The following is an 18,715-nucleotide window of genomic DNA, read 5'->3' on the forward strand; positions in this document are numbered from 1 at the left end:
CAGAAGGGCCTTCCCCCTCGGGGGAAGGCCCTTCTGCTGTTCCCGGCGGCTCGCAGGCCGTCCCCGGCTACTTTCTCCGCGTCTTGGGATCGAGTGCCTCGCGCAGGGATTCACCCAGGAGGGTGAAGCCCAGTGCGGTTACGGCGATGCAGATACCGGGCAGGAAGGCCAGCTGCGGAGCCACACCCAGTTCGGACTGGGCGTAGGTGAGCATCCGGCCCCACTCGGCGGTCTGCGGCAGGCCGCCGCCCAGTCCCAGGAAGGACAGGGCTGCGGCGTCGATCACCGCCGTCGCCAGGGTCAGCGTTGCCTGCACAATCACCGGTCCCATGCTGTTGGGCAGCAGGTGGCTCATGGTGATGGTGCGCCGGCTCAGCCCCAGCGTCTGGGCGGAGAGGATGTAGTCGGCGCTGCGCTGGGAAATCATCGAAGAGCGCAGGAGCCGGGCAAAGATGGGCACCTGGGAAACACCGATGGCGATCATGACCGCTGCGGCGTTCTGGCCCAGCAGGGCGGCGATGCTTACGGCCAGCAGCAGGTTCGGCACGGAGAGCAGGATGTCGACGAAGCGCATGATGACGCTGTCCACCCAGCCGCCCAGTCCGCCGGCAATGACGCCGAGCAGCACGCCGCCGGCCAGGCCGAGCGCCGTGGAAACCACGCCGATGATCAGAGACGCACGTGCACCCCAGATCAGTTTGGAAAGGACATCGCCGCCGAACCGGTCCAGGCCCAGGGGATAGCCGTCAATCTCGCCCGGCCCGGGAATGCTGGTCGGGGTGATGCTGGTGCGGCCGGGCAGGTCATTGCCGCCGTAGGGGGCAAGCAGCGGGGCGAGGATGGACACCAGGATGAACAGGCCGACAATGACGGCGCCGGCGATGGCGGCCGGGTTGCGGCGCAGCCGGCGGAAGGCGTCCTTCCACATGCCGCTTCCGGTGGCGGGCTTGGCTGTGGGAGCCCCTTCGGGGAGGACGGAACCGCCTGCTGCGGGAGGCAGAGTAGTACTCACTGGACACGCACCCTTGGATCGATGAAGCCGTAGGACACATCAACGATCAGGTTGATCAATGAATAGGCCACGGCGATGAAGACAATGAATCCCTGCAGGACGGGATAGTCGAGGGCAAAGATCGCGTCCCTCAGGAACCTCCCGATGCCGCTGAAGGCGAAGACCGTCTCGGTCAGCACCGCACCGGAGATCAGCAGGCCGGTCTGCAGGCCGATGGTGGTGGTCACCGGGAGCATGGCATTGCGCAGCACGAAGCGGCCGCGGATGGTTTTTTCCATCAGGCCCTTGGCCCGGGCGGTCCGGACGTAGTCCGCGCCCTGGACCTCCAGGACGGAGGCCCGGGTGATGCGCACGATGATTGCCAGCGGAATGGTGCCGAGCGCGATCGCTGGAAGCACCAGGTGCAGGATGGCGTCCCAGGATGCGTCCCACTCCCGGGTCAGCAGCCCGTCCAGCACATAGAAGTCCGTGACGTGCGTGGCGTTGATGCGGGGATCCTGGCGGCCGTCGGTGGGGAACCAGCCGAGCTGGATGGCCAGCACCCACTTGAGGATGAAGGCCAGGAAGAACACCGGGACGGTGATGCCGATCAGGGACAGGACCACGGAGGAGTGGTCCCAGAAGCGGCCGTAGTGGCGGGCCGCGAGGTAACCCAGCGGGATGCCGATGCCGATGGCGAAGATGAGGGCGACGACGGCCAGTTCCACGGTGGCGGGGAAGCGGGTGGCGAATTCTTCGAGGACGGGGCGTCCGGTGACGATGGAGGTGCCGAAATCGCCTTGGAGGAGCTTGCCGACGTAGGTGAAGTACTGCTCGATCAGGGGGCGGTCGAAACCGTAGGCCTTATTGATGTTGGCGATGGCTTCCGGAGAGGCCTTGTCGCCGAGCAGTGCGGTTGCCGGACCGCCGGGCAGGTTGCGGACCCACAGGAACAGCAGGATCGAAAGGCCGATCAGGGTGGGGATCAGCATGAGAAGGCGTTTGCCGATGACTCGTAGCACGAGTGTCCTTTCCCAGCGGAGGGCTGGAGGATCTGGGGAGGAAAAGACGAGGCGCATAGGAGGCCGGGGACCCGAGGGTCCCCGGCCTCAGCGGAGGGTGTTACTTGGTGAGCTTGATGTCGCTGAAGACCTCGTCGTTCACCGGGCTGGCGGGGTAGGACTCCACCCGCTCGGAGAAGGCGAGCGACGGCGCCGGGTGTGCCAGCGGAACGGCCGGCACGAACTTGGCGATGTCGTCATTGATCTGCTCGTAAAGCGGTGTCTGCTCCTCGAGGGTGGACACCTGCCGTGCCTCTTCCAGGGCATTGAAGATCTCCGGGTTGTTGAAGCCGAACTCCGGCTTCTCCTGCCCGAAGAAGACGCCTACGAAGTTGTCGGTGTCGTTGTAGTCACCCGTCCAGCCCAGGAGGTGCAGGCCGTGGTCCGAACCTGCCTGGACCCGGTCCAGGTAGTCCGGAGACCACTTGTTCGGCTGTTCGTTGACCGTGATGCCCACTTCGGCCAGCTGGGCGCTCAGGTTGGTGAAGACCTGCTCGGGAGTGGGCATGTACGGGCGGGAAACGCCGGTGGGGTAGTTGAAGTCCACGCTGAAGCCGTCCGGGTAGCCGGCCTCGGCCAGCAGGGCCTTGGCCTTCTCGGGGTCGTAGTCGTACGTGGTGACGTCTTCGTTGTAGCCGTTGACGACGTCGGGGATGAACTGGGTGGCCACCTTGGTGCCTTCGGGCAGGGTCTGGCTGACCAGTGCTTCCTTGTCGATGGCGTGCGCGATGGCCTGGCGGACCTTGGGATCGGCCAGCTCGGGCACCTGCTGGTTCATGCCCAGGTAAAGGATGGTGAAGGGGTCACGCGGGACTACGTTGAACCCGGCGTCGGCCAGGGACTCCGTGTCGGCGGGGGCCACGAGGTCGTAACCGTCAATGTCGCCGGCTTCCAGGGACTGGCGGCGGGCCTGCGGGTCGTCGATGACGCGGAAGATGATGTCGGTGACCTGCGGTTCGCCGCCGCCCCAGTAATCCTCGTTCAGCGACAGGGTGAGCTGGTTGCCCACGTCCCAGCCGTCGAACTTGTAGGGGCCGGTGCCCGTGGGGTGGGCCTTGGCGTACTCGGTGAGTTCCGGGGCTTCGGCCGTGCCGGAGGACTCGTTGGCGCCGAATTCTTCCAGTGCGGACGGGCTCTGCATGCTGAAGGCCGGCAGGGACAGGGCTGCGACAAAGCCGGCGAACGGCTTGTTCAACGTGACCACTGCTTCGGATTCCGAGGGTGCTTCGCAGGACTTGTAGGTTGCGGTTTCCGGGGAGTCCGCGAACCCCTTGAACAGCATGCCGTAGTAGTAGGCCTGGCTTTCGGCCTGCTGGATGCCGGTGAAGTTGTACCAGCGGTCGAAGTTGGCGCAGACCGCCTCGGCGTTGAAGTCGGTGCCGTCGTGGAACTTGACGCCTTCCTCGAGGGTGAAGGTGTAGGTCATGCCGTCCTCGGACGGTTCCCAGGACTTCGCCAGCAGCGGGGCCGGATCAGCGGTTCCGGGTTCGACGCCGACCAGGCCCTCGAACATCTGACGGCTGACCCGGAAGGATTCGCCGTCGGAGGCGAAAGCCGGGTCAAGGGACTTGGGGTCGGACGATGCAGCGAAAACGAAGGTGCCGTCCACGCCCTCGGAGCCGCCGTCGGCGCCTTCCTCGCGGTTGCTTTGGGCGCAGCCGGAGAGCACGAGGGCGCTCAGGGCAAGGCCGGCGGTCAGGACGGACGCGCGCTTCTTTGCGGACCGGCCTTTCCGGACGCTGTCTGCTGGAAACATGGTGTGGGTACTCCTCAAGGGCAGATGAACGCTTAGCGAGTGTTGCCTGCGGCCGGGAAACCGGCCCGGATGCATCCTGTGGACGCAAACGTATGGACAGAGCCTAATGGGCAAGTGTTTCTGTTACGTGACATTCGTCACCGTCGGCGCGGTTACGATTTGGTCACGTCCGGGGCGGAGGAGGTTTTCCGGGCACAAAAAAGCCCCGGTCCGAAGACCGGGGCTTTTGCGGCTGAGTGCGCGAGGAGGGACTTGAACCCACACGTCCGAAGACACTGGAACCTAAATCCAGCGCGTCTACCAATTCCGCCACTCGCGCAGTATTCCCCTGGCGGCTGCAGGCCGGGCGGGGAAATCTGTTTTAGTCTACCCGAGGTTAATCAAGCCCCAGGTCACGGCGGAGCTTGGCTACGTGCCCGGTGGCCTTGACGTTGTACTGGGCCAGGGAAACCTTGCCCTCCGGGTTTACAACCACGGTGGACCGAATCAGCCCTTCGTAGGTTCGGCCGTAGTTCTTCTTTTCGCCCCAGGCGCCGTAGGCCTCGGCCACGGCATGGTCCGCATCGGAGAGCAGGGGAAAGTTCAGGTTTTCGGCGGCCACGAACTTTTCCAGCTTCTCCACCGGGTCGGGGGAAATACCCAGGACGGTGTAGCCGGCGCCTTTGAGGCTGTTCAGGTTGTCGCGGAAATCGCAGGCTTCCTTGGTGCACCCCGGGGTTGCCGCAGCCGGGTAGAAGTAGACGATGGCGCTGCTGCCGCGCAGGTCCGCCAGGGACACGGTGGACCCGTCGGTGGAAGGGAGGGCGAATTCCGGCGCGGTCTCGTCCGGGCTGAGGCGGGGCATAAGTCTCTCCTTGATGTGGTTTTCGCGGTCGGGTGCGTCAAAACGCGACATTCCTACGCGCGGTGGCTATCCTAGACTGTGGATCGGCACGCAATCAGCAGACTTACTGTTTAAGCGGGATCCGCAGCCGAGAGGAAGAGTTTTATTTTATGCCGGATATGGAGCGCTGGCCCACCGGTCGACTGTTGTCGACAGCCGCCCGTCTTGTAGAACATGCCTGGAACGAACGGTTGGTCAGTATCGGACTGACGCATGCAGGCGTCATCGCGTTGGGCGTACTTGATTCGCAGGGGCCCATGACCCAGGCCCGCCTGGCGCAGCTGGTGCGCGTCCAGGCCCAGACCATGGGCAAGACCCTGGCCCGCCTGGAAACCCACGGACATGTCAGCCGAGTGCGCAATGACCTGGATAAGCGCAGCCACATGGTGGCGATCACCCCGCAGGGTACCGAGGCGCTGCGCGAAGCGCAGAATATTGAGCGGACGCTCCTCGACGGCGGCGAGCTGCTGTCCGAGGCCCTGCGAAGCCAGCTGCGGAAGGTCATTACCGAACTGGGCAGCCCGCGCTGGCAGGTTGCCGTGGATGTGCCGGGCCTTCCCATTCCGCCCGAAAACATCATCCTGCCGGAAGCAACCGAACCGGCGGAAACAACGGATCCGGCGGCAACGCCCGAAGGAGCCGAAGCGGCGGCAGAGAGCCGCTGACCGGTGGTTCGGCCCGTCGGGTCGCTGCACAGCAACGTAGAAGAGGCGCATCCCCTGGATGTGCCTCTTCTACGTTAAGCCGGTTAGCCTCGACAGTAAGTGAACTTACGAAAGGGCGCCCGTGGAGCAGCGAGTTAACGAGAAGTACCTCAACTTTGCCAGCGTGATCGACGACCAGACCCTGGAGCAGAACACCAAGACCTCGCGGATGCCGTTCATCCATCCGCACCTGGCCTCCATGCCGGATGCGCATCTGGGGAAGGGTGCGGCAGTGGGCGCCGTCATCCCCACGTTGGGGGCGATCATTCCGGCAGCGGTCGGCGTCGACATCGGCTGCGGCATGATTGCGGTCCGCACCCAGCACTCCGCCGCGGACATCGCAGGGAAAAACCGCCGGATCCTCCGCGAAGCTATCGAACATGCCATTCCGCTCTCGGCCGGCAACAACAACCGCAGCCTCACCGATTCGGCCCGCCTCCGCGTGGAGGAACTGGGCGACGACGCCGCTGCCGCCGGCTTTGATCCCGCGTCCTACCTCAAGGGCTGGCGGCTCCAGCTCGGAACGCTCGGTTCGGGGAACCACTTCATTGAAGTGTCGCTGGACGAGGAGGACGCCGTGTGGCTGTTCCTGCATTCGGGCTCGCGCGGCGTCGGAAACAAGATCGCCCAGCAGCATATCTGGGCCGCGCAGAATTACTGCGGAAAACGGTCCATCGACCTGCCGGACCGGGACCTGGCCTACCTGGAGGAGGGGACCGGGGAGTTTGACCGGTACATTGCCGAGCTGATGTGGGCGCAGAAGTTCGCGCTGCTGAACCGCGAGGAGATGATGGACCGGGTGGTGGACTGCTTCAGCACGTGGACGGGGGAGCCCGTTCGCGAGCGGGAACGGATCAACTGCCACCACAACTACACGGCGGTGGAACACCATTACGGAAGGGACGTGTGGCTTTCCCGCAAGGGCGCCATCGACGCCTCGCCGGGACGGCCCGGGCTGATCCCCGGGTCCATGGGCACGGCGTCGTACGTGGTGGAAGGCAAGGGGTACGCGCCGTCGCTGAACTCCGCACCGCACGGCGCGGGCCGGGAGTATTCCCGGACCAGGGCACGCAAGACCTTCAGCCAGGAGCAGCTGCGCAAGGCCATGCAGGGAATTGAGTTCCGAGATACCCCGGCCTTTATCGACGAGATCCCTGCAGCATATAAGGACATCGACGCTGTGATGGCAGATGCGAAGGACCTGGTGACGGTCAGGCACGTGCTGCGGCAGATCGTCAACGTCAAGGGAAACTAAGTCCGGACTCCGGTGCGGCGGTAGGGTGTGGACCCATGACCACATCCGCGGAGCTCCTTGCCGCCTACGACCGCCAGCTGCGCACCGAGGCGGAAACTCCCAGCGCTGTGACCGTTGAACGGCTGGGACAGCTGCGCCTGGTGACGTTCGACGGCGGCCGGGGCTTCATCACCTACGCCGACCTGGGCGGGGCGGATGCCTCGACCATAGCCGGCTGGGTGGCCCGTGCCGTGGCGTACTACCGGAGCGACCCGCAGATCCGGAAAGTGGAGTGGAAGACCCGGGGCCATGACCGGGCCCCCGGGCTGCATGTTGCCCTGCTGCACCAGGGGTTCTTACCGGAGGAACCCGAATCCATCATGATCGGGCGGGCGGCGGACCTGGCAGATGATGTGCCGCTGCCCGAAGGGGTGGCACTCCGCCGCGTCACGGAGGAGGAGGACGTCCGTGCCATGAGTGCCATGGCGGATGGGGTATTCGGCGACCCGGTGTCCATCGCGACTGCGGACGCCCTCCTGCGCCGGTTGTCCCGCGGCGACGGGATGGAGCTCTGGGTAGCGGAAAGCGGAAGAACGATCATCAGCGCCGGCCGCCTGGAACCGGTTCCTGGCACGGAGTTCGCAGGCATCTGGGGTGGTGCAACGCTGGCGCCCTGGCGCGGCCGGGGCATCTACCGCGCCCTGACTGCTGCCCGCGCCCGCTCGGCGCTGGCCGCGGGTAAGACGCTGATCCACAGCGATTCCACCGAGTACTCCCGCCCGATCCTGGTGCGCTCCGGTTTCCTGAAGGTGTCCACCACCACGCCGTATATCTGGAGTCTGGAAACGTAGCTGCAGGAGGCGGAGGCGGATGCTGGGGGATTCCCAAAGGGCAAAAAGAAAACCCCGTCTGCCGGGCAAAATGCCTGTCAGACGGGGTTTTGATTGGTGCACCCCCCGGGACTTGAACCCGGAACCCATTGATTAAGAGTCAATTGCTCTGCCAATTGAGCTAGAGGTGCGCACTTTTGCTGGAAGGAAGACCTTCGCCGTGAGGCGCGGTTCGTTCTCCGCAACGACATGAAACATTACCACGTCCCGGCAGGGTGTACGAAATCCGCACCGGCCGGGCCAAGACGGACCCGGAAAGCAGGCGGAAGCACCGGCTCCGGTCAACGCTTCCGCTCGTTGCGTTTGTGCCCCAGATAAGCGGGGAGGCTGACAGCAAGACCGAGCAGTCCGGCACCGAACACGGCCCACAGGGCAGGCAGGGCTCCGTCAGTGAGTCGGCCTTCGTCGGCTGCCAACCCGGCATGGAACAGTGCAGCGGCACCGCTGGACAGCAGAACCGAGCTTGCTGCCAGGGCATACCCCCAGAACCTGGACCGCGTCCGTGCCATGGAAAACCCCCGGTGAACGGCCGCCGGAAATCGGCGGCGTTCGGGCAACAGTACGCGCATTGTGCGGTCCGGACAGCAAAAACCCCGCCCGTTCAGGCGATTAACCTGATCGGACGGGGTTGTTGGTGCACCCCCCGGGACTTGAACCCGGAACCCATTGATTAAGAGTCAATTGCTCTGCCAATTGAGCTAGAGGTGCGTATTCGAAGCGAAGCATAACCGTCGTATTTCGCGGCGGTCGGCATCAGCAACGACATGAAACATTACCAGCAGTTCTGCTGCAGAATGAAATTCTCCGGCTTTTTGTGTCCTGTTTCACGTTGAATCCCGGTCGGAAGCGGTTCCGGACCGGGGGAGGACCACCAGTTCGCCCGGCGTTCCTTCCCAATCGGTGCCGTTATCCACCACCCAGGTCCGGGAGGGGAGGATCGACGCCGGGTCGCCGGTGGTCACCGTGGTGACAGCATCACGGGGAACCGGGGTGACCGGAAGGTCCGGATCCGGCACGCCGGCGGTGTCGATTCCTGCTGCCAGCCGGACCGCGCCATGACCCAGGATCCGCTCCACGACAGCCAGGACCGCTGCGGCGGAACCCACCCCGAGGGCTGTGAGGAGATAGGACTTTCGAGTCACGGCGGCTCCCTTCGGTCGGCGGAAGGCACATTTCACGTTACGGCGGGCACCTGCCCCTGTCCATAGCCGCAGGCCGCGGCTACCGTCCCACCGGCAGGGTGGCACCGGTTACGCTGGCTGCCATGGCTGACCAGAAATCCGGCGATGTCCGCGTTCGCACCCTGACCGTGCCCACCCCCGAGCTCCTCGACGCCCTGCAGCCGCTGCCCGAAGGGATGACCGTGGCCCTCTGGGACCTGGCGGGGGAGCCCGAAGGAGTGGCCTATGCGGACATTGACGCCGTAGTGCTGCCTTACGCCAACGGCGCCGACCACGGCGACGCACTGGGCCGGGTGCCGCACCTGGTGCTTCTGCAGGCGCAGTCCACCGGCTACGACGGGCTGCCCGAACTGGTGGGAGAAGCCACAGCTATTGCCAGCGCTGCAGGGGTCCACGCCGCCGCCACGGCGGAAATGGCACTCACCTTGATTCTTGCCGCCCAGCGGGGAATCGATGCCGCCCTGGCCGGCCAGCACGAAGGCCGGTGGGAATCGGTCCGGTACCCCGGCCTGGCGGACCGGCGCGTCCTGCTGGTGGGGGTGGGCGGAATCGGCCGGGAGATCGCCGCGCGGCTGCGCCCGTTCGACGTCGACCTCACCAGGGTGGGCAGTACCGCCCGGACGGACGACGACGGCACCGTGCACGGCACCGAGGAACTGGCGGAGCTGGCCGCCGGGGCCGAAATCCTCGTGGTGATCCCGCCGCTTACCGAGCAGACCCGGCACCTGATCGATGCCCGCGTCCTCGCGGCCCTGCCGGACGGGGCGCTGGTGGTCAATGTTGCCCGCGGCGCGGTGGTGGACAGCGAAGCGCTGACCAAGGAAGTGGTGTCCGGCCGGCTGCGTGCCGCCGTCGACGTCTTCGATCCCGAACCCCTGCCTGCGGGGCACCCACTGAGGCAGGCGCCCGGGGCAATCATCACCCCGCACTGGGGCGGAAACACCGCGGCGTTCGAACCGCGGATCAAGGCGCTGCTGCGCGAACAGGTGCTCCGCCTGGCAGCAGGGCAGGATCCGCTGAACCTGGTCCGCCCGGGCCCCTGGGGAAAATGAGCGGCGCCTACGCGAGTTCCAGGTAGGAGGCCACGAAGGAGCGGAAATCCTCCCAATCGGCGGCCTGTTCCAGCCGGCGGTTACCTGTTGGGCCTGCAGCCGGAAGGACGGCCTGGGGTTCGACGGCGAACTGGAAAATCCGTCCGGTGCTGGTGCCTACCTCGTAGGCGTCGGCATCCAGCACATCGGTGTGGCTGAGGTTGGTGGTGTTCACCGACGTCGGCGCTTCCAGCCCGGTCAGCGATACGAGATCGAACGGAGCGAACACAACTTCGGCCGGGCGCCACCGGTAGCCCAGCACGTAGAAACCGGTTTCGCCGTCGAGCCCCGGCGTGGCCAGCACCAGGTTGTAGTCGCCGTAATTGGGGATCTGGGATTCAAAAACACGGCGCAGCACCTGCTTCAGCTGGGTGCTTGCGGGGGCGTCGGACTCTGTGTCGGGGGCAGTATCTGCTTCCGGATGTGGAGAACCTGTATCCGATGTCATACCCCCAGTCTATGAACACTGTCCCCCCATTCGGGAAGCCCGGCCCGCTTCGCGCAGGAACTTCATCTGCCGTTCACAGGCCGTAACAAGAGCTGAGCATGTCCGTCATATGGGAGAACACAGCCGGCTTAAGTCCTACGATCGACCCATGAGCGGAGACAACACACCGGATATCAAACCCCGCAGCCGAGTAGTCACTGACGGGATACACGCGGCCCCGGCGCGCGGCATGTTCCGCGCCGTCGGGATGGGCGACGACGATTTCGCCAAGCCCCAGATCGGCGTCGCCAGTTCCTGGAACGAGATCACCCCCTGCAACCTTTCGCTGAACCGCCTGGCCACCGGTGCCAAGGAAGGCATTCACGCCGGCGGCGGCTTCCCGATGCAGTTCGGCACCATTTCCGTGTCCGACGGCATTTCCATGGGACATGAAGGCATGCACTTCTCCCTGGTGTCCCGCGAAGTCATTGCCGATTCGGTGGAAACGGTGATGATGGCCGAGCGGCTGGACGGATCCGTGCTGCTGGCCGGCTGCGACAAGTCCCTGCCCGGCATGCTGATGGCCGCGGCCCGCCTGGACCTCTCCAGCGTCTTCCTCTACGCCGGATCGATCATGCCCGGCTTCGCCAAGATGGAGGACGGCAGCGAACGCGAAGTCACGCTGATCGATGCCTTCGAGGCCGTGGGCGCCTGCGCCGCCGGCAAGATGAGCCTCAAGGACCTGGACTCCATCGAACGGGCCATCTGCCCCGGCGAAGGTGCCTGCGGCGGCATGTACACCGCCAACACCATGGCCTGCATCGGCGAGGCCCTGGGCATGTCCCTGCCCGGGTCGGCCGCCCCGCCCTCGGCGGACCGGCGGCGGGACGAGTTCGCCCGCAAGTCCGGCGAAGCCGTGGTCAACCTGCTGCGCAAGGGCATCACGGCCCGCGACATCATGACCAAGAAGGCCTTCGAAAACGCCATCGCGGTCACCATGGCCTTCGGCGGCTCCACCAACGCGGTGCTGCACCTGCTGGCCATCGCCCGCGAAGCCGAAGTGGACCTCACGCTCGAGGACTTCAACCGCATCGGCGACACCATCCCGCACCTGGGCGACCTGAAGCCGTTCGGCCGCTACGTCATGTTCGACGTGGACAAGATCGGCGGCGTTCCGGTGATCATGAAGGCCCTGCTCGACGCCGGCCTGATCCACGGCGACTGCCTCACCGTCACCGGCAAGACCGTCGCCGAGAACCTCGCCGCGATCAACCCGCCGGATCCGGACGGCAAGGTGCTGCGCGCCATGGACAACCCCATCCACAAGACCGGGGGCATCACCATCCTCAAGGGCTCCATGGCCCCCGAAGGCGCCGTGGTGAAGAGCGCAGGCTTCGACGCCGACATCTTCGAAGGCACCGCCCGCGTCTTCGAGCGCGAACAGGGAGCCCTGGACGCCCTCGACGCCGGCGAAATCTCGGCCGGTGACGTCGTCGTGATCCGTTACGAAGGTCCCAAGGGTGGCCCGGGCATGCGCGAAATGCTCGCCATCACCGGTGCCATCAAGGGCGCCGGCCTGGGCAAGGACGTCCTGCTGCTGACGGACGGCCGGTTCTCCGGCGGCACTACCGGCCTGTGCATCGGCCACGTGGCACCGGAAGCGGTCGACGGCGGCCCCATCGCCTTCGTGAAGGACGGGGACCGGATCCGCGTGGACATTGCCGCCCGCAGCTTCGACCTGCTGGTGGAGCCCGAAGAACTCGAAGCCCGCAAGGTCGGCTGGCAGCCGCTGCCGGCGAAGTTCACCAAGGGCGTCCTGGCGAAGTACGCCAAGATGGTGAACTCCGCCTCCACCGGGGCTTACTGCGGTTGATGCCCCTCCCTGTGTGGCAGGCGCTGGAGCGCCTGCCACACAGGGGCCCTAAGGGGGCATCAACCTTATTAAGCCCTTCCGCCTTGTGTGGGCGGGGAACCTGTGAGGGAAGCCCTGCCGCCTTCGCGGGGAGGGGACCGTCTCGGAGAAATGTCAGGGGCCGAAGCAAGTCCACCAGCCGGGATATTACGTCTCACATATTGAGACGGGCGTCTCATGTAATTGACACCCCCGCAGGGGACCGCAAGACTGAACGGTATGCAGATCGTACCCGTCGTCCTTATCAAGCGCGTGGCGTAACAGCCCGACTTGTCTAAGACGTCACGCGCGAACCCCTACGGAGCCCACCGGCACGAGGGGTTTTTTTATTGGCATCGCCGCTTACGGCGAAGCTGAACACGGAAAAGCCGTGCCGGGCACAACCCGGACCGGCCGTCGCATGACCGCATTGACCATGGATTAGCATCCGCAAAGGAAGTTCCGATGAGTAAGGGATCGCCGATCAGCCCTTCGCTGATGGCCTCAAAGGCACATGCCGCTGCACGCGCAGCGGCAGCCAAGACCAAAGACGTGGCCGCTTCGGCGTCTGCAGTGACCGAAGCCGCGGATGAGCGGATCCAGGGACCCAACAACGTTGTTCCGCCCACCGAGATGACCGGCTCGCAGGCCATTGTCCGCTCACTCGAGGAACTCGGCGTCGACGAAGTCTTCGGGCTGCCCGGCGGCGCCATCCTGCCCACCTACGATCCGCTGATGGATTCGCCGAAAATCCGACACATCCTGGTCCGCCACGAGCAGGGTGCCGGGCACGCCGCCGAAGGCTACGCCCAGGTGACCGGACGTGCCGGCGTCTGCATCGCGACCTCGGGACCCGGTGCCACCAACCTCGTCACGGCGATCGCCGACGCGCACATGGACTCCGTTCCGATGGTTGCCATCACCGGGCAGGTCTCGAGCGCGTTCATCGGCTCCGACGCCTTCCAGGAGGCCGACATCGTGGGGATCACGATGCCCATCACGAAGCACTCCTACCTGGTGACGGACGCCGCGGACATTCCCCGGGTGCTGGCCGAGGCTTTCCACATTGCGACGTCGGGACGGCCGGGCCCGGTCCTGGTCGATATCTCCAAGGACGCGCAGCAGGCGAAGACCACCTTCTCCTGGCCGCCGAAAATCGACCTGCAGGGCTACCGCACCGTAGTCCGCGGACACTCCAAGCAGGTGCGCGAAGCTGCCCGCCTCATCGCGGCGTCGCACCGGCCGGTGTTCTACGTGGGCGGCGGCGTGCTCAAGGCCAACGCATCCGCGGAGCTGCTCGAATTGGCCGAACTGGTGGGCGCCCCGGTGGTCACCACGCTGATGGCCCGCGGCGTGTTTCCCGACTCGCACCCGCAGCATGTGGGCATGCCCGGCATGCACGGCTCGGTGTCGGCGGTGACCGCCCTGCAGCAGTCAGACCTGCTGATTACCCTCGGAGCACGCTTTGATGACCGGGTGACCGGCGTCCTGAGCTCCTTCGCTCCGGGAGCCAAGGTCATCCACGCGGACATCGACCCGGCCGAGATTTCCAAGAACCGTCCGGCCGATGTGCCGATTGTCGGCTCGGTGAAGGAAATCCTGCCCGAGCTGGCCGACGCCGTGCGCGGACAGTTCGAAGCCGGGACGCCGGACATCTCCGCCTGGTGGACGGTGCTGGACCGGCTGCGCGAAACCTACCCGATCGGTTACGCCACTCCCGAAGACGGTCTGATTGCCCCGCAGAAGGTGATCGAACGCATCGGAGCGATGACCGGCCCCGAAGGCGTCTACGTTGCCGGGGTTGGCCAGCACCAGATGTGGTCCGCCCAGTTCATTAAGTACGAACGTCCCCGGGCGTGGCTGAACTCCGGCGGCCTGGGCACCATGGGCTACTCCGTGCCGGCGGCCATGGGTGCCAAGGTCGGCAACCCGGACCGGGTGGTCTGGGCGATCGACGGCGACGGCTGCTTCCAGATGACCAACCAGGAACTGGCCACCTGCATGATCAACAACATCCCGATCAAGGTCGCCATCATCAACAACTCCTCGCTGGGCATGGTCCGGCAGTGGCAGACCCTCTTCTATGAGTCCCGCTACTCCAACACGGACCTCAACACCGGGCATGACACCGTGCGGATCCCTGACTTCGTGAAACTGGCCGAAGCCTACGGATGCGTGGGGCTGCGCTGCGAACGGGACGAGGACATCGACGCGACCATCGCGCAGGCGCTGGAGATCAACGACCGGCCGGTCGTCATCGACTTCGTGGTCAGCCGCGACTCCATGGTGTGGCCGATGGTCCCCACCGGCGTGTCCAACGACCTGATCCAGATTGCCCGCAATATGACTCCCACCTGGGAAGAGGAGGACTAGGACATGGCCCGCCACACCCTTTCCGTGCTGGTAGAAGATGTTCCCGGCGTGCTCACCCGGGTGGCTTCGCTGTTCGCCCGCCGGGCCTTCAACATCAATTCCCTGGCCGTGGGCCCCTCGGAGGTGCCGGGCATGTCCCGCATCACCGTGGTGGTCGACGCCGAAGGCGACCTGCTGGAGCAGGTCACCAAACAACTGAACAAGCTCATCAATGTCATCAAGATTGTCGAGCTGGTTCCCGAATCCTCCGTGCAGCGGGACCACATCCTGGTCAAGGTTCGCGCGGATGCCGCAACGCGGCTGCAGGTAACCCAGGCAGCCGAATTGTTCCGCGCCTCGATAGTGGACGTTTCCACAGACTCGGTCATCGTCGAGGCAACAGGCACCGCCGAGAAGCTCACCGCACTGCTTGCCGTGCTCGAGCCTTTCGGCATCCGCGAAATAGTCCAGTCCGGAACCCTGGCCGTTGCCCGCGGCTCAAAGTCCATGAGCGACCGCGCGCTGCGCAGCGCCTGAGTTCCGCCACCGACCCTTATACCAGTAGGAGATAACCAAAGTGACTGACATGTATTACGACGACGACGCAGACCTGTCGATCATCCAGGGCCGTACCGTCGCCGTCATCGGCTACGGCAGCCAGGGCCACGCCCACGCCCTCAGCCTGCGCGACTCCGGCGTCGACGTCCGCGTCGGACTCAAGGAAGGCTCCGCCTCCCGCGCCAAGGCCGAAGCCGAGGGCCTGCGGGTCCTGAACGTGGCGGACGCCGTCGCCGAAGCGGACCTGATCATGGTGCTCACCCCGGACCAGGTCCAGCGTTTTGTCTACGCCGAGGACATCGCACCGAACCTGCAGGCCGGCGACGCCCTGTTCTTCGGCCACGGCTTCAACATCCGCTACGGCTACATCCAGCCGCCGGCCGACGTCGACGTCGCGCTCGTGGCGCCCAAGGGCCCCGGCCACATTGTGCGCCGCGAGTTCGAAGCCGGGCGCGGAGTCCCGGACCTGATCGCCGTGGAGCAGAATCCCTCCGGCACCGCCAAGGAACTGGCGCTGTCCTACGCCAAGGCCATCGGCGGAACCCGCGCCGGCGTCATTGAAACCACCTTCACCGAAGAGACCGAAACCGATCTGTTCGGTGAGCAGGCAGTGCTCTGCGGCGGCGCCTCGCAGCTGGTCCAGTACGGCTTCGAAACCCTGACCGAGGCCGGCTACCAGCCGGAGGTCGCGTACTTTGAGGTGCTGCATGAGCTGAAGCTGATCGTGGACCTGATGGTCGAGGGCGGCATCGCCAAGCAGCGCTGGAGCGTTTCGGACACTGCTGAATTCGGCGACTACGTCTCCGGCCCGCGCGTCATCGACGAGAGCGTGAAGGAAAACATGAAGGCCGTCCTCGCGGACATCCAGAACGGCGCCTTCGCCAAGCGCTTCATCGATGACCAGGATGCCGGTGCCCCGGAATTCAAGGCGCTGCGCAAGAAGGGCGAGGAGCACCCCATCGAGGGCACCGGCCGCGAGCTGCGCAAGCTGTTCTCCTGGATCAAGAACGACGACGATTACACGGAGGGTTCGGTAGCCCGCTAGCGCGTAACCGAACCGCTGATTCGCTTATCGCGCACACCTGCGCGATAAGCTCGAAAAGCAAGCCGAATCGGCAAGGAGGCCGGACCCTCGGGTCCGGCCTCCTTGTACGAATTGCCCCAGTACATTCACAGTAAAGAGGTCACCGGTGTCTGCCACCAAACCAGTCGTACTCCTTGCGGAGGAACTCTCGCCCGCCACCGTTGAGGCCCTGGGCCCCGACTTCGACATCCGTTCCACCGACGGCGCCGACCGCTCCCAGCTCCTGGCCGCGATTGCCGACGTCGACGCGATCCTCGTGCGGTCCGCCACGCAGGTGGACGCCCAAGCGATTGCCGCCGCGAAGAACCTCAAGGTCATTGCCCGGGCCGGCGTAGGCCTGGACAACGTGGACATCAAGGCCGCCACCCAGGCCGGCGTGATGGTGGTCAACGCGCCGACGTCGAACATCATTTCCGCGGCGGAACTCACGGTGGGGCACATCGTCTCCCTGGCGAGGAACATCCCGCAGGCCAGCGCCGCACTGAAGAACGGCGAATGGAAGCGCTCCAAGTACAGCGGCACTGAACTGTTCGAAAAAAAGGTCGGCATTATCGGCCTGGGCCGCATCGGCGCCCTGGTGGCCGCCCGTATGCAGGGCTTCGGCACGGAAATCCTCGCCTACGACCCGTACGTCACGTCCGCACGCGCCGCGCAGCTGAACGTCCGGCTGGTCTCCCTTGACGAGCTCCTGGCCGAGTCGGACTTCGTCACCATCCACATGCCCAAAACCCCCGAGACGGTGGGCATGCTTGGCGCCGAGGCGTTCGAGAAGATGAAGGACACCGCCTACGTGGTCAACGTGGCCCGCGGCGGCCTCGTGGATGAAGCAGCCCTGTATGAGGCGCTGCAGGCCGGAAAGATCGCCGGCGCCGGCGTCGACGTGTTCGTGAAGGAGCCCAGCACCGACCTGCCGTTCTTCGCCTTGGACAACGTGGTGGTCACCCCGCACCTGGGCGCCTCCACTGCCGAGGCCCAGGAAAAGGCCGGCATCTCCGTGGCAAAGTCCGTCCGCCTGGCCCTGGCCGGGGAACTGGTGCCCGACGCCGTGAACGTGGCAGGCGGCGTCATTGCCGAGGATGTCCGCCCCGGCATCCCGCTGATCGAAAAGCTGGGCCGGATCTTCACCGCCCTGGCCTCCGACTCCGTGACGGCCATCGACATTGAAGTGGCCGGCGAAATTGCCACCCTGGACGTCAAGGCCCTGGAACTGGCCGCCCTGAAGGGCATCTTCACCGACATCGTCTCCGAGCAGGTCTCCTACGTGAACGCTCCGGTCCTGGCCGAACAGCGCGGCATCGAGGTCCGGCTGCTCACCACGCCCGAGGTGGATGACTACCGCAACCTGCTCACCATCCGCGGCGCCCTGTCCGACGGCACCCGGCTGGAAGTGGCCGGCACGTTGACCGGTCCCAAGCAGATCCAGAAGCTCGTGGGCGTGAACGGCTATGACCTGGAAATGCCCATCAGCGAACACCTGGTGGTGCTGATCTACCAGGACCGTCCCGGCGTCATCGGCGCCCTGGGCCGGGTGCTGGGCGAAAAGAACATCAACATTGCCGGCATGCAGGTGGCCCGCAATTCCCAGGGCGGACAGGCTCTGTCCCTGCTGACCGTGGATTCCTCGGTGCCGCAGGACGTGCTGGAGGCCCTCAAGCTGGAAATCGGCGCCACCGTGGCGCGCGAGGTGGACCTGCAGGACTAGCCGACGGCAGACCCGCTCCTCCTGAGTAGACTGCTTCCGTTGCCGGTGCGCTGTGCCCGGGCGTGGCGGGGGAGCGGAAATGTCGGTGGAAGACGTAGCGGCGGAAAATACCGCCTCCGGGGACCTGAGGGAGAAGCCGGTGCTGCCGGCCCCGCTGCAGCGGGGCCGGATCGCTCCGGCCCTGCTGATGGTATGGCTGGGTGGCCTGGTCTCCATGCTCGGACTGGCTAATGAGGCCCCGGTGCCGATCTGGGCCGCCCTGGTTTATGCGGTAACTGCGGCATGCATTGGGCTGGTGATTTTCCGCCCGGTGGGGGTACCCGCGCTGCGGATCCGAATCCTGGCCTACGCGGTCCCTGTCCTCATTGTGTGTGCGGCACTGCCTTTCACCTCGGGACTGCCCGTCGTGGCGGCTATCGCCTTCCTGCCGGCCTGGGCGCTGGTCACCGCTCTGTACGGGGTGCGGTGGGGTCTGGCCCGGGGTCCAGTGACACCTTTAATCGTGGTGCTGGGTGGGATTGTCGGGGCCGGCGTCGTGGTCGGCGCATTTTTGCTCATAGTGAGCCTGCTGTTCGCGGGACATGAAGGGTTCTTGGTATGGATCGTTGTCCTTCCCCTTGTGCAGGTGCTGGTGCCGTTTCCGCGCGGCGGCCGGCAGGCGCTGCGCAGGCGCAGGATGGAGCTGGGCCTCGCAGTGCTGCTGGTTCTTCTGAGCAGCACCCTGGTGCCGCTGCCGGGGGTAGGGACAACGGATACGGTGTTCGGCAGCTGGATAGGGGCGCTCGCCTATGTGGTTGCTGCCTGCACCGCCGGTGCAGCGGTTCTGCGCGCCGGGTGGGCCCGGGAGAAGACGGCGGAATACGCGCCGTACCCGGGCCAAAGCGACACGCCCCGGTAAAACAGGGTAATT

General features: G+C 65.5%; 17 protein-coding genes and 3 tRNA genes. 10 read left to right on the top strand and 10 right to left on the bottom strand.

Annotated elements, in window-relative coordinates; translation table 11 throughout:
* Window positions 1-67 precede the first annotated feature (67 nt).
* The 5 genes from AC5RT8_RS14380 to bcp all read right to left on the bottom strand — a co-directional run bounded on the left by AC5RT8_RS14380 (window position 68) and on the right by bcp (window position 4,652).
* Entirely contained in the window at window positions 68-1,012 is a 945-nt protein-coding gene (locus AC5RT8_RS14380; RefSeq protein ID WP_494096373.1) for an ABC transporter permease, read from the bottom strand.
* Window positions 1,009-2,013 carry an ABC transporter permease gene (locus AC5RT8_RS14385; RefSeq protein WP_494096374.1) on the bottom strand — a complete coding sequence of 335 codons (1,005 nt, stop codon included), beginning with the start codon at window positions 2,011-2,013 and terminating at the stop codon, window positions 1,009-1,011. Before AC5RT8_RS14385 ends, AC5RT8_RS14380 begins: the two co-directional genes overlap by 4 nt.
* 100 nt (window positions 2,014-2,113) lie before the next feature.
* Window positions 2,114-3,808, bottom strand: a complete 1,695-nt coding sequence (locus AC5RT8_RS14390) for an ABC transporter substrate-binding protein (RefSeq protein ID WP_494096375.1) — start codon at window positions 3,806-3,808, stop codon at window positions 2,114-2,116.
* A 237-nt stretch (window positions 3,809-4,045) separates the two neighbouring features.
* Window positions 4,046-4,127: transfer RNA gene (locus tag AC5RT8_RS14395), tRNA-Leu, on the bottom strand.
* Window positions 4,128-4,184: 57 nt separating this feature from the next.
* On the bottom strand, window positions 4,185-4,652 hold the full coding sequence (gene bcp / locus AC5RT8_RS14400; RefSeq protein ID WP_494096376.1) for a thioredoxin-dependent thiol peroxidase: 468 nt from the start codon (window positions 4,650-4,652) through the stop codon (window positions 4,185-4,187).
* A 149-nt stretch (window positions 4,653-4,801) separates the two neighbouring features.
* On the opposite strand from bcp, the gene AC5RT8_RS14405 reads away from it, so the two are divergent.
* From AC5RT8_RS14405 to AC5RT8_RS14415, 3 genes are all read left to right on the top strand, one after another.
* On the top strand, window positions 4,802-5,356 hold the full coding sequence (locus AC5RT8_RS14405) for a MarR family winged helix-turn-helix transcriptional regulator (protein WP_494096377.1): 555 nt from the start codon (window positions 4,802-4,804) through the stop codon (window positions 5,354-5,356).
* A 121-nt stretch (window positions 5,357-5,477) separates the two neighbouring features.
* The gene (locus AC5RT8_RS14410; RefSeq protein WP_494096378.1) at window positions 5,478-6,650 is read left to right on the top strand and encodes an RtcB family protein; all 1,173 of its coding nucleotides are present in this window, start codon (window positions 5,478-5,480) and stop codon (window positions 6,648-6,650) included.
* 35 nt (window positions 6,651-6,685) lie between these two features.
* Window positions 6,686-7,480: a GNAT family N-acetyltransferase gene (locus AC5RT8_RS14415; protein WP_494096379.1), complete on the top strand. Its 795-nt coding sequence runs from the start codon at window positions 6,686-6,688 to the stop codon at window positions 7,478-7,480.
* A gap of 94 nt (window positions 7,481-7,574) precedes the next feature.
* Here the strand turns inward: AC5RT8_RS14415 and AC5RT8_RS14420 are convergent.
* The 4 genes from AC5RT8_RS14420 to AC5RT8_RS14435 all read right to left on the bottom strand — a co-directional run bounded on the left by AC5RT8_RS14420 (window position 7,575) and on the right by AC5RT8_RS14435 (window position 8,661).
* A tRNA-Lys gene (locus AC5RT8_RS14420) sits at window positions 7,575-7,650 on the bottom strand.
* Window positions 7,651-7,800: 150 nt separating this feature from the next.
* Window positions 7,801-8,028, bottom strand: coding sequence for a hypothetical protein (locus tag AC5RT8_RS14425; RefSeq protein ID WP_494096380.1), 228 nt, complete (start codon window positions 8,026-8,028; stop codon window positions 7,801-7,803).
* A 123-nt stretch (window positions 8,029-8,151) separates the two neighbouring features.
* A tRNA-Lys gene (locus tag AC5RT8_RS14430) sits at window positions 8,152-8,227 on the bottom strand.
* Window positions 8,228-8,343: 116 nt separating this feature from the next.
* Complete coding sequence (locus tag AC5RT8_RS14435) at window positions 8,344-8,661, bottom strand: hypothetical protein (protein ID WP_494096381.1); 318 nt, start codon at window positions 8,659-8,661, stop codon at window positions 8,344-8,346.
* Between the two features lie 122 nt (window positions 8,662-8,783).
* On the opposite strand from AC5RT8_RS14435, the gene AC5RT8_RS14440 reads away from it, so the two are divergent.
* Complete coding sequence (locus AC5RT8_RS14440) at window positions 8,784-9,752, top strand: 2-hydroxyacid dehydrogenase (protein ID WP_494096382.1); 969 nt, start codon at window positions 8,784-8,786, stop codon at window positions 9,750-9,752.
* A 7-nt stretch (window positions 9,753-9,759) separates the two neighbouring features.
* Here the strand turns inward: AC5RT8_RS14440 and AC5RT8_RS14445 are convergent, their stop codons facing one another.
* A complete protein-coding gene (locus tag AC5RT8_RS14445; protein ID WP_494096383.1) occupies window positions 9,760-10,239 on the bottom strand; it encodes a hypothetical protein in 480 nt (159 codons plus the stop codon).
* Between the two features lie 148 nt (window positions 10,240-10,387).
* Here AC5RT8_RS14445 and ilvD point away from each other — a divergent pair, with 148 nt between their 5' ends.
* From ilvD to AC5RT8_RS14475, 6 genes are all read left to right on the top strand, one after another.
* Window positions 10,388-12,091: a dihydroxy-acid dehydratase gene (gene ilvD / locus AC5RT8_RS14450; RefSeq protein WP_494096384.1), complete on the top strand. Its 1,704-nt coding sequence runs from the start codon at window positions 10,388-10,390 to the stop codon at window positions 12,089-12,091.
* A gap of 483 nt (window positions 12,092-12,574) precedes the next feature.
* Window positions 12,575-14,482 (top strand): acetolactate synthase large subunit, encoded by a 1,908-nt coding sequence (locus AC5RT8_RS14455; RefSeq protein WP_494096385.1) that lies wholly within the window; start codon window positions 12,575-12,577, stop codon window positions 14,480-14,482.
* Window positions 14,483-14,485: 3 nt separating this feature from the next.
* Window positions 14,486-14,998, top strand: a complete 513-nt coding sequence (gene ilvN, locus AC5RT8_RS14460; RefSeq protein ID WP_494096386.1) for an acetolactate synthase small subunit — start codon at window positions 14,486-14,488, stop codon at window positions 14,996-14,998.
* A gap of 40 nt (window positions 14,999-15,038) precedes the next feature.
* Window positions 15,039-16,064, top strand: a complete 1,026-nt coding sequence (gene ilvC / locus AC5RT8_RS14465) for a ketol-acid reductoisomerase (protein ID WP_494096387.1) — start codon at window positions 15,039-15,041, stop codon at window positions 16,062-16,064.
* A 145-nt stretch (window positions 16,065-16,209) separates the two neighbouring features.
* Window positions 16,210-17,805: a phosphoglycerate dehydrogenase gene (serA, locus tag AC5RT8_RS14470; RefSeq protein WP_494096388.1), complete on the top strand. Its 1,596-nt coding sequence runs from the start codon at window positions 16,210-16,212 to the stop codon at window positions 17,803-17,805.
* Window positions 17,806-17,884: 79 nt separating this feature from the next.
* Window positions 17,885-18,703: a hypothetical protein gene (locus AC5RT8_RS14475; protein ID WP_494096389.1), complete on the top strand. Its 819-nt coding sequence runs from the start codon at window positions 17,885-17,887 to the stop codon at window positions 18,701-18,703.
* Window positions 18,704-18,715: the final 12 nt, after the last annotated feature.

The sequence above is a fragment of the Arthrobacter sp. Ms25 genome, assembly GCF_059090365.1.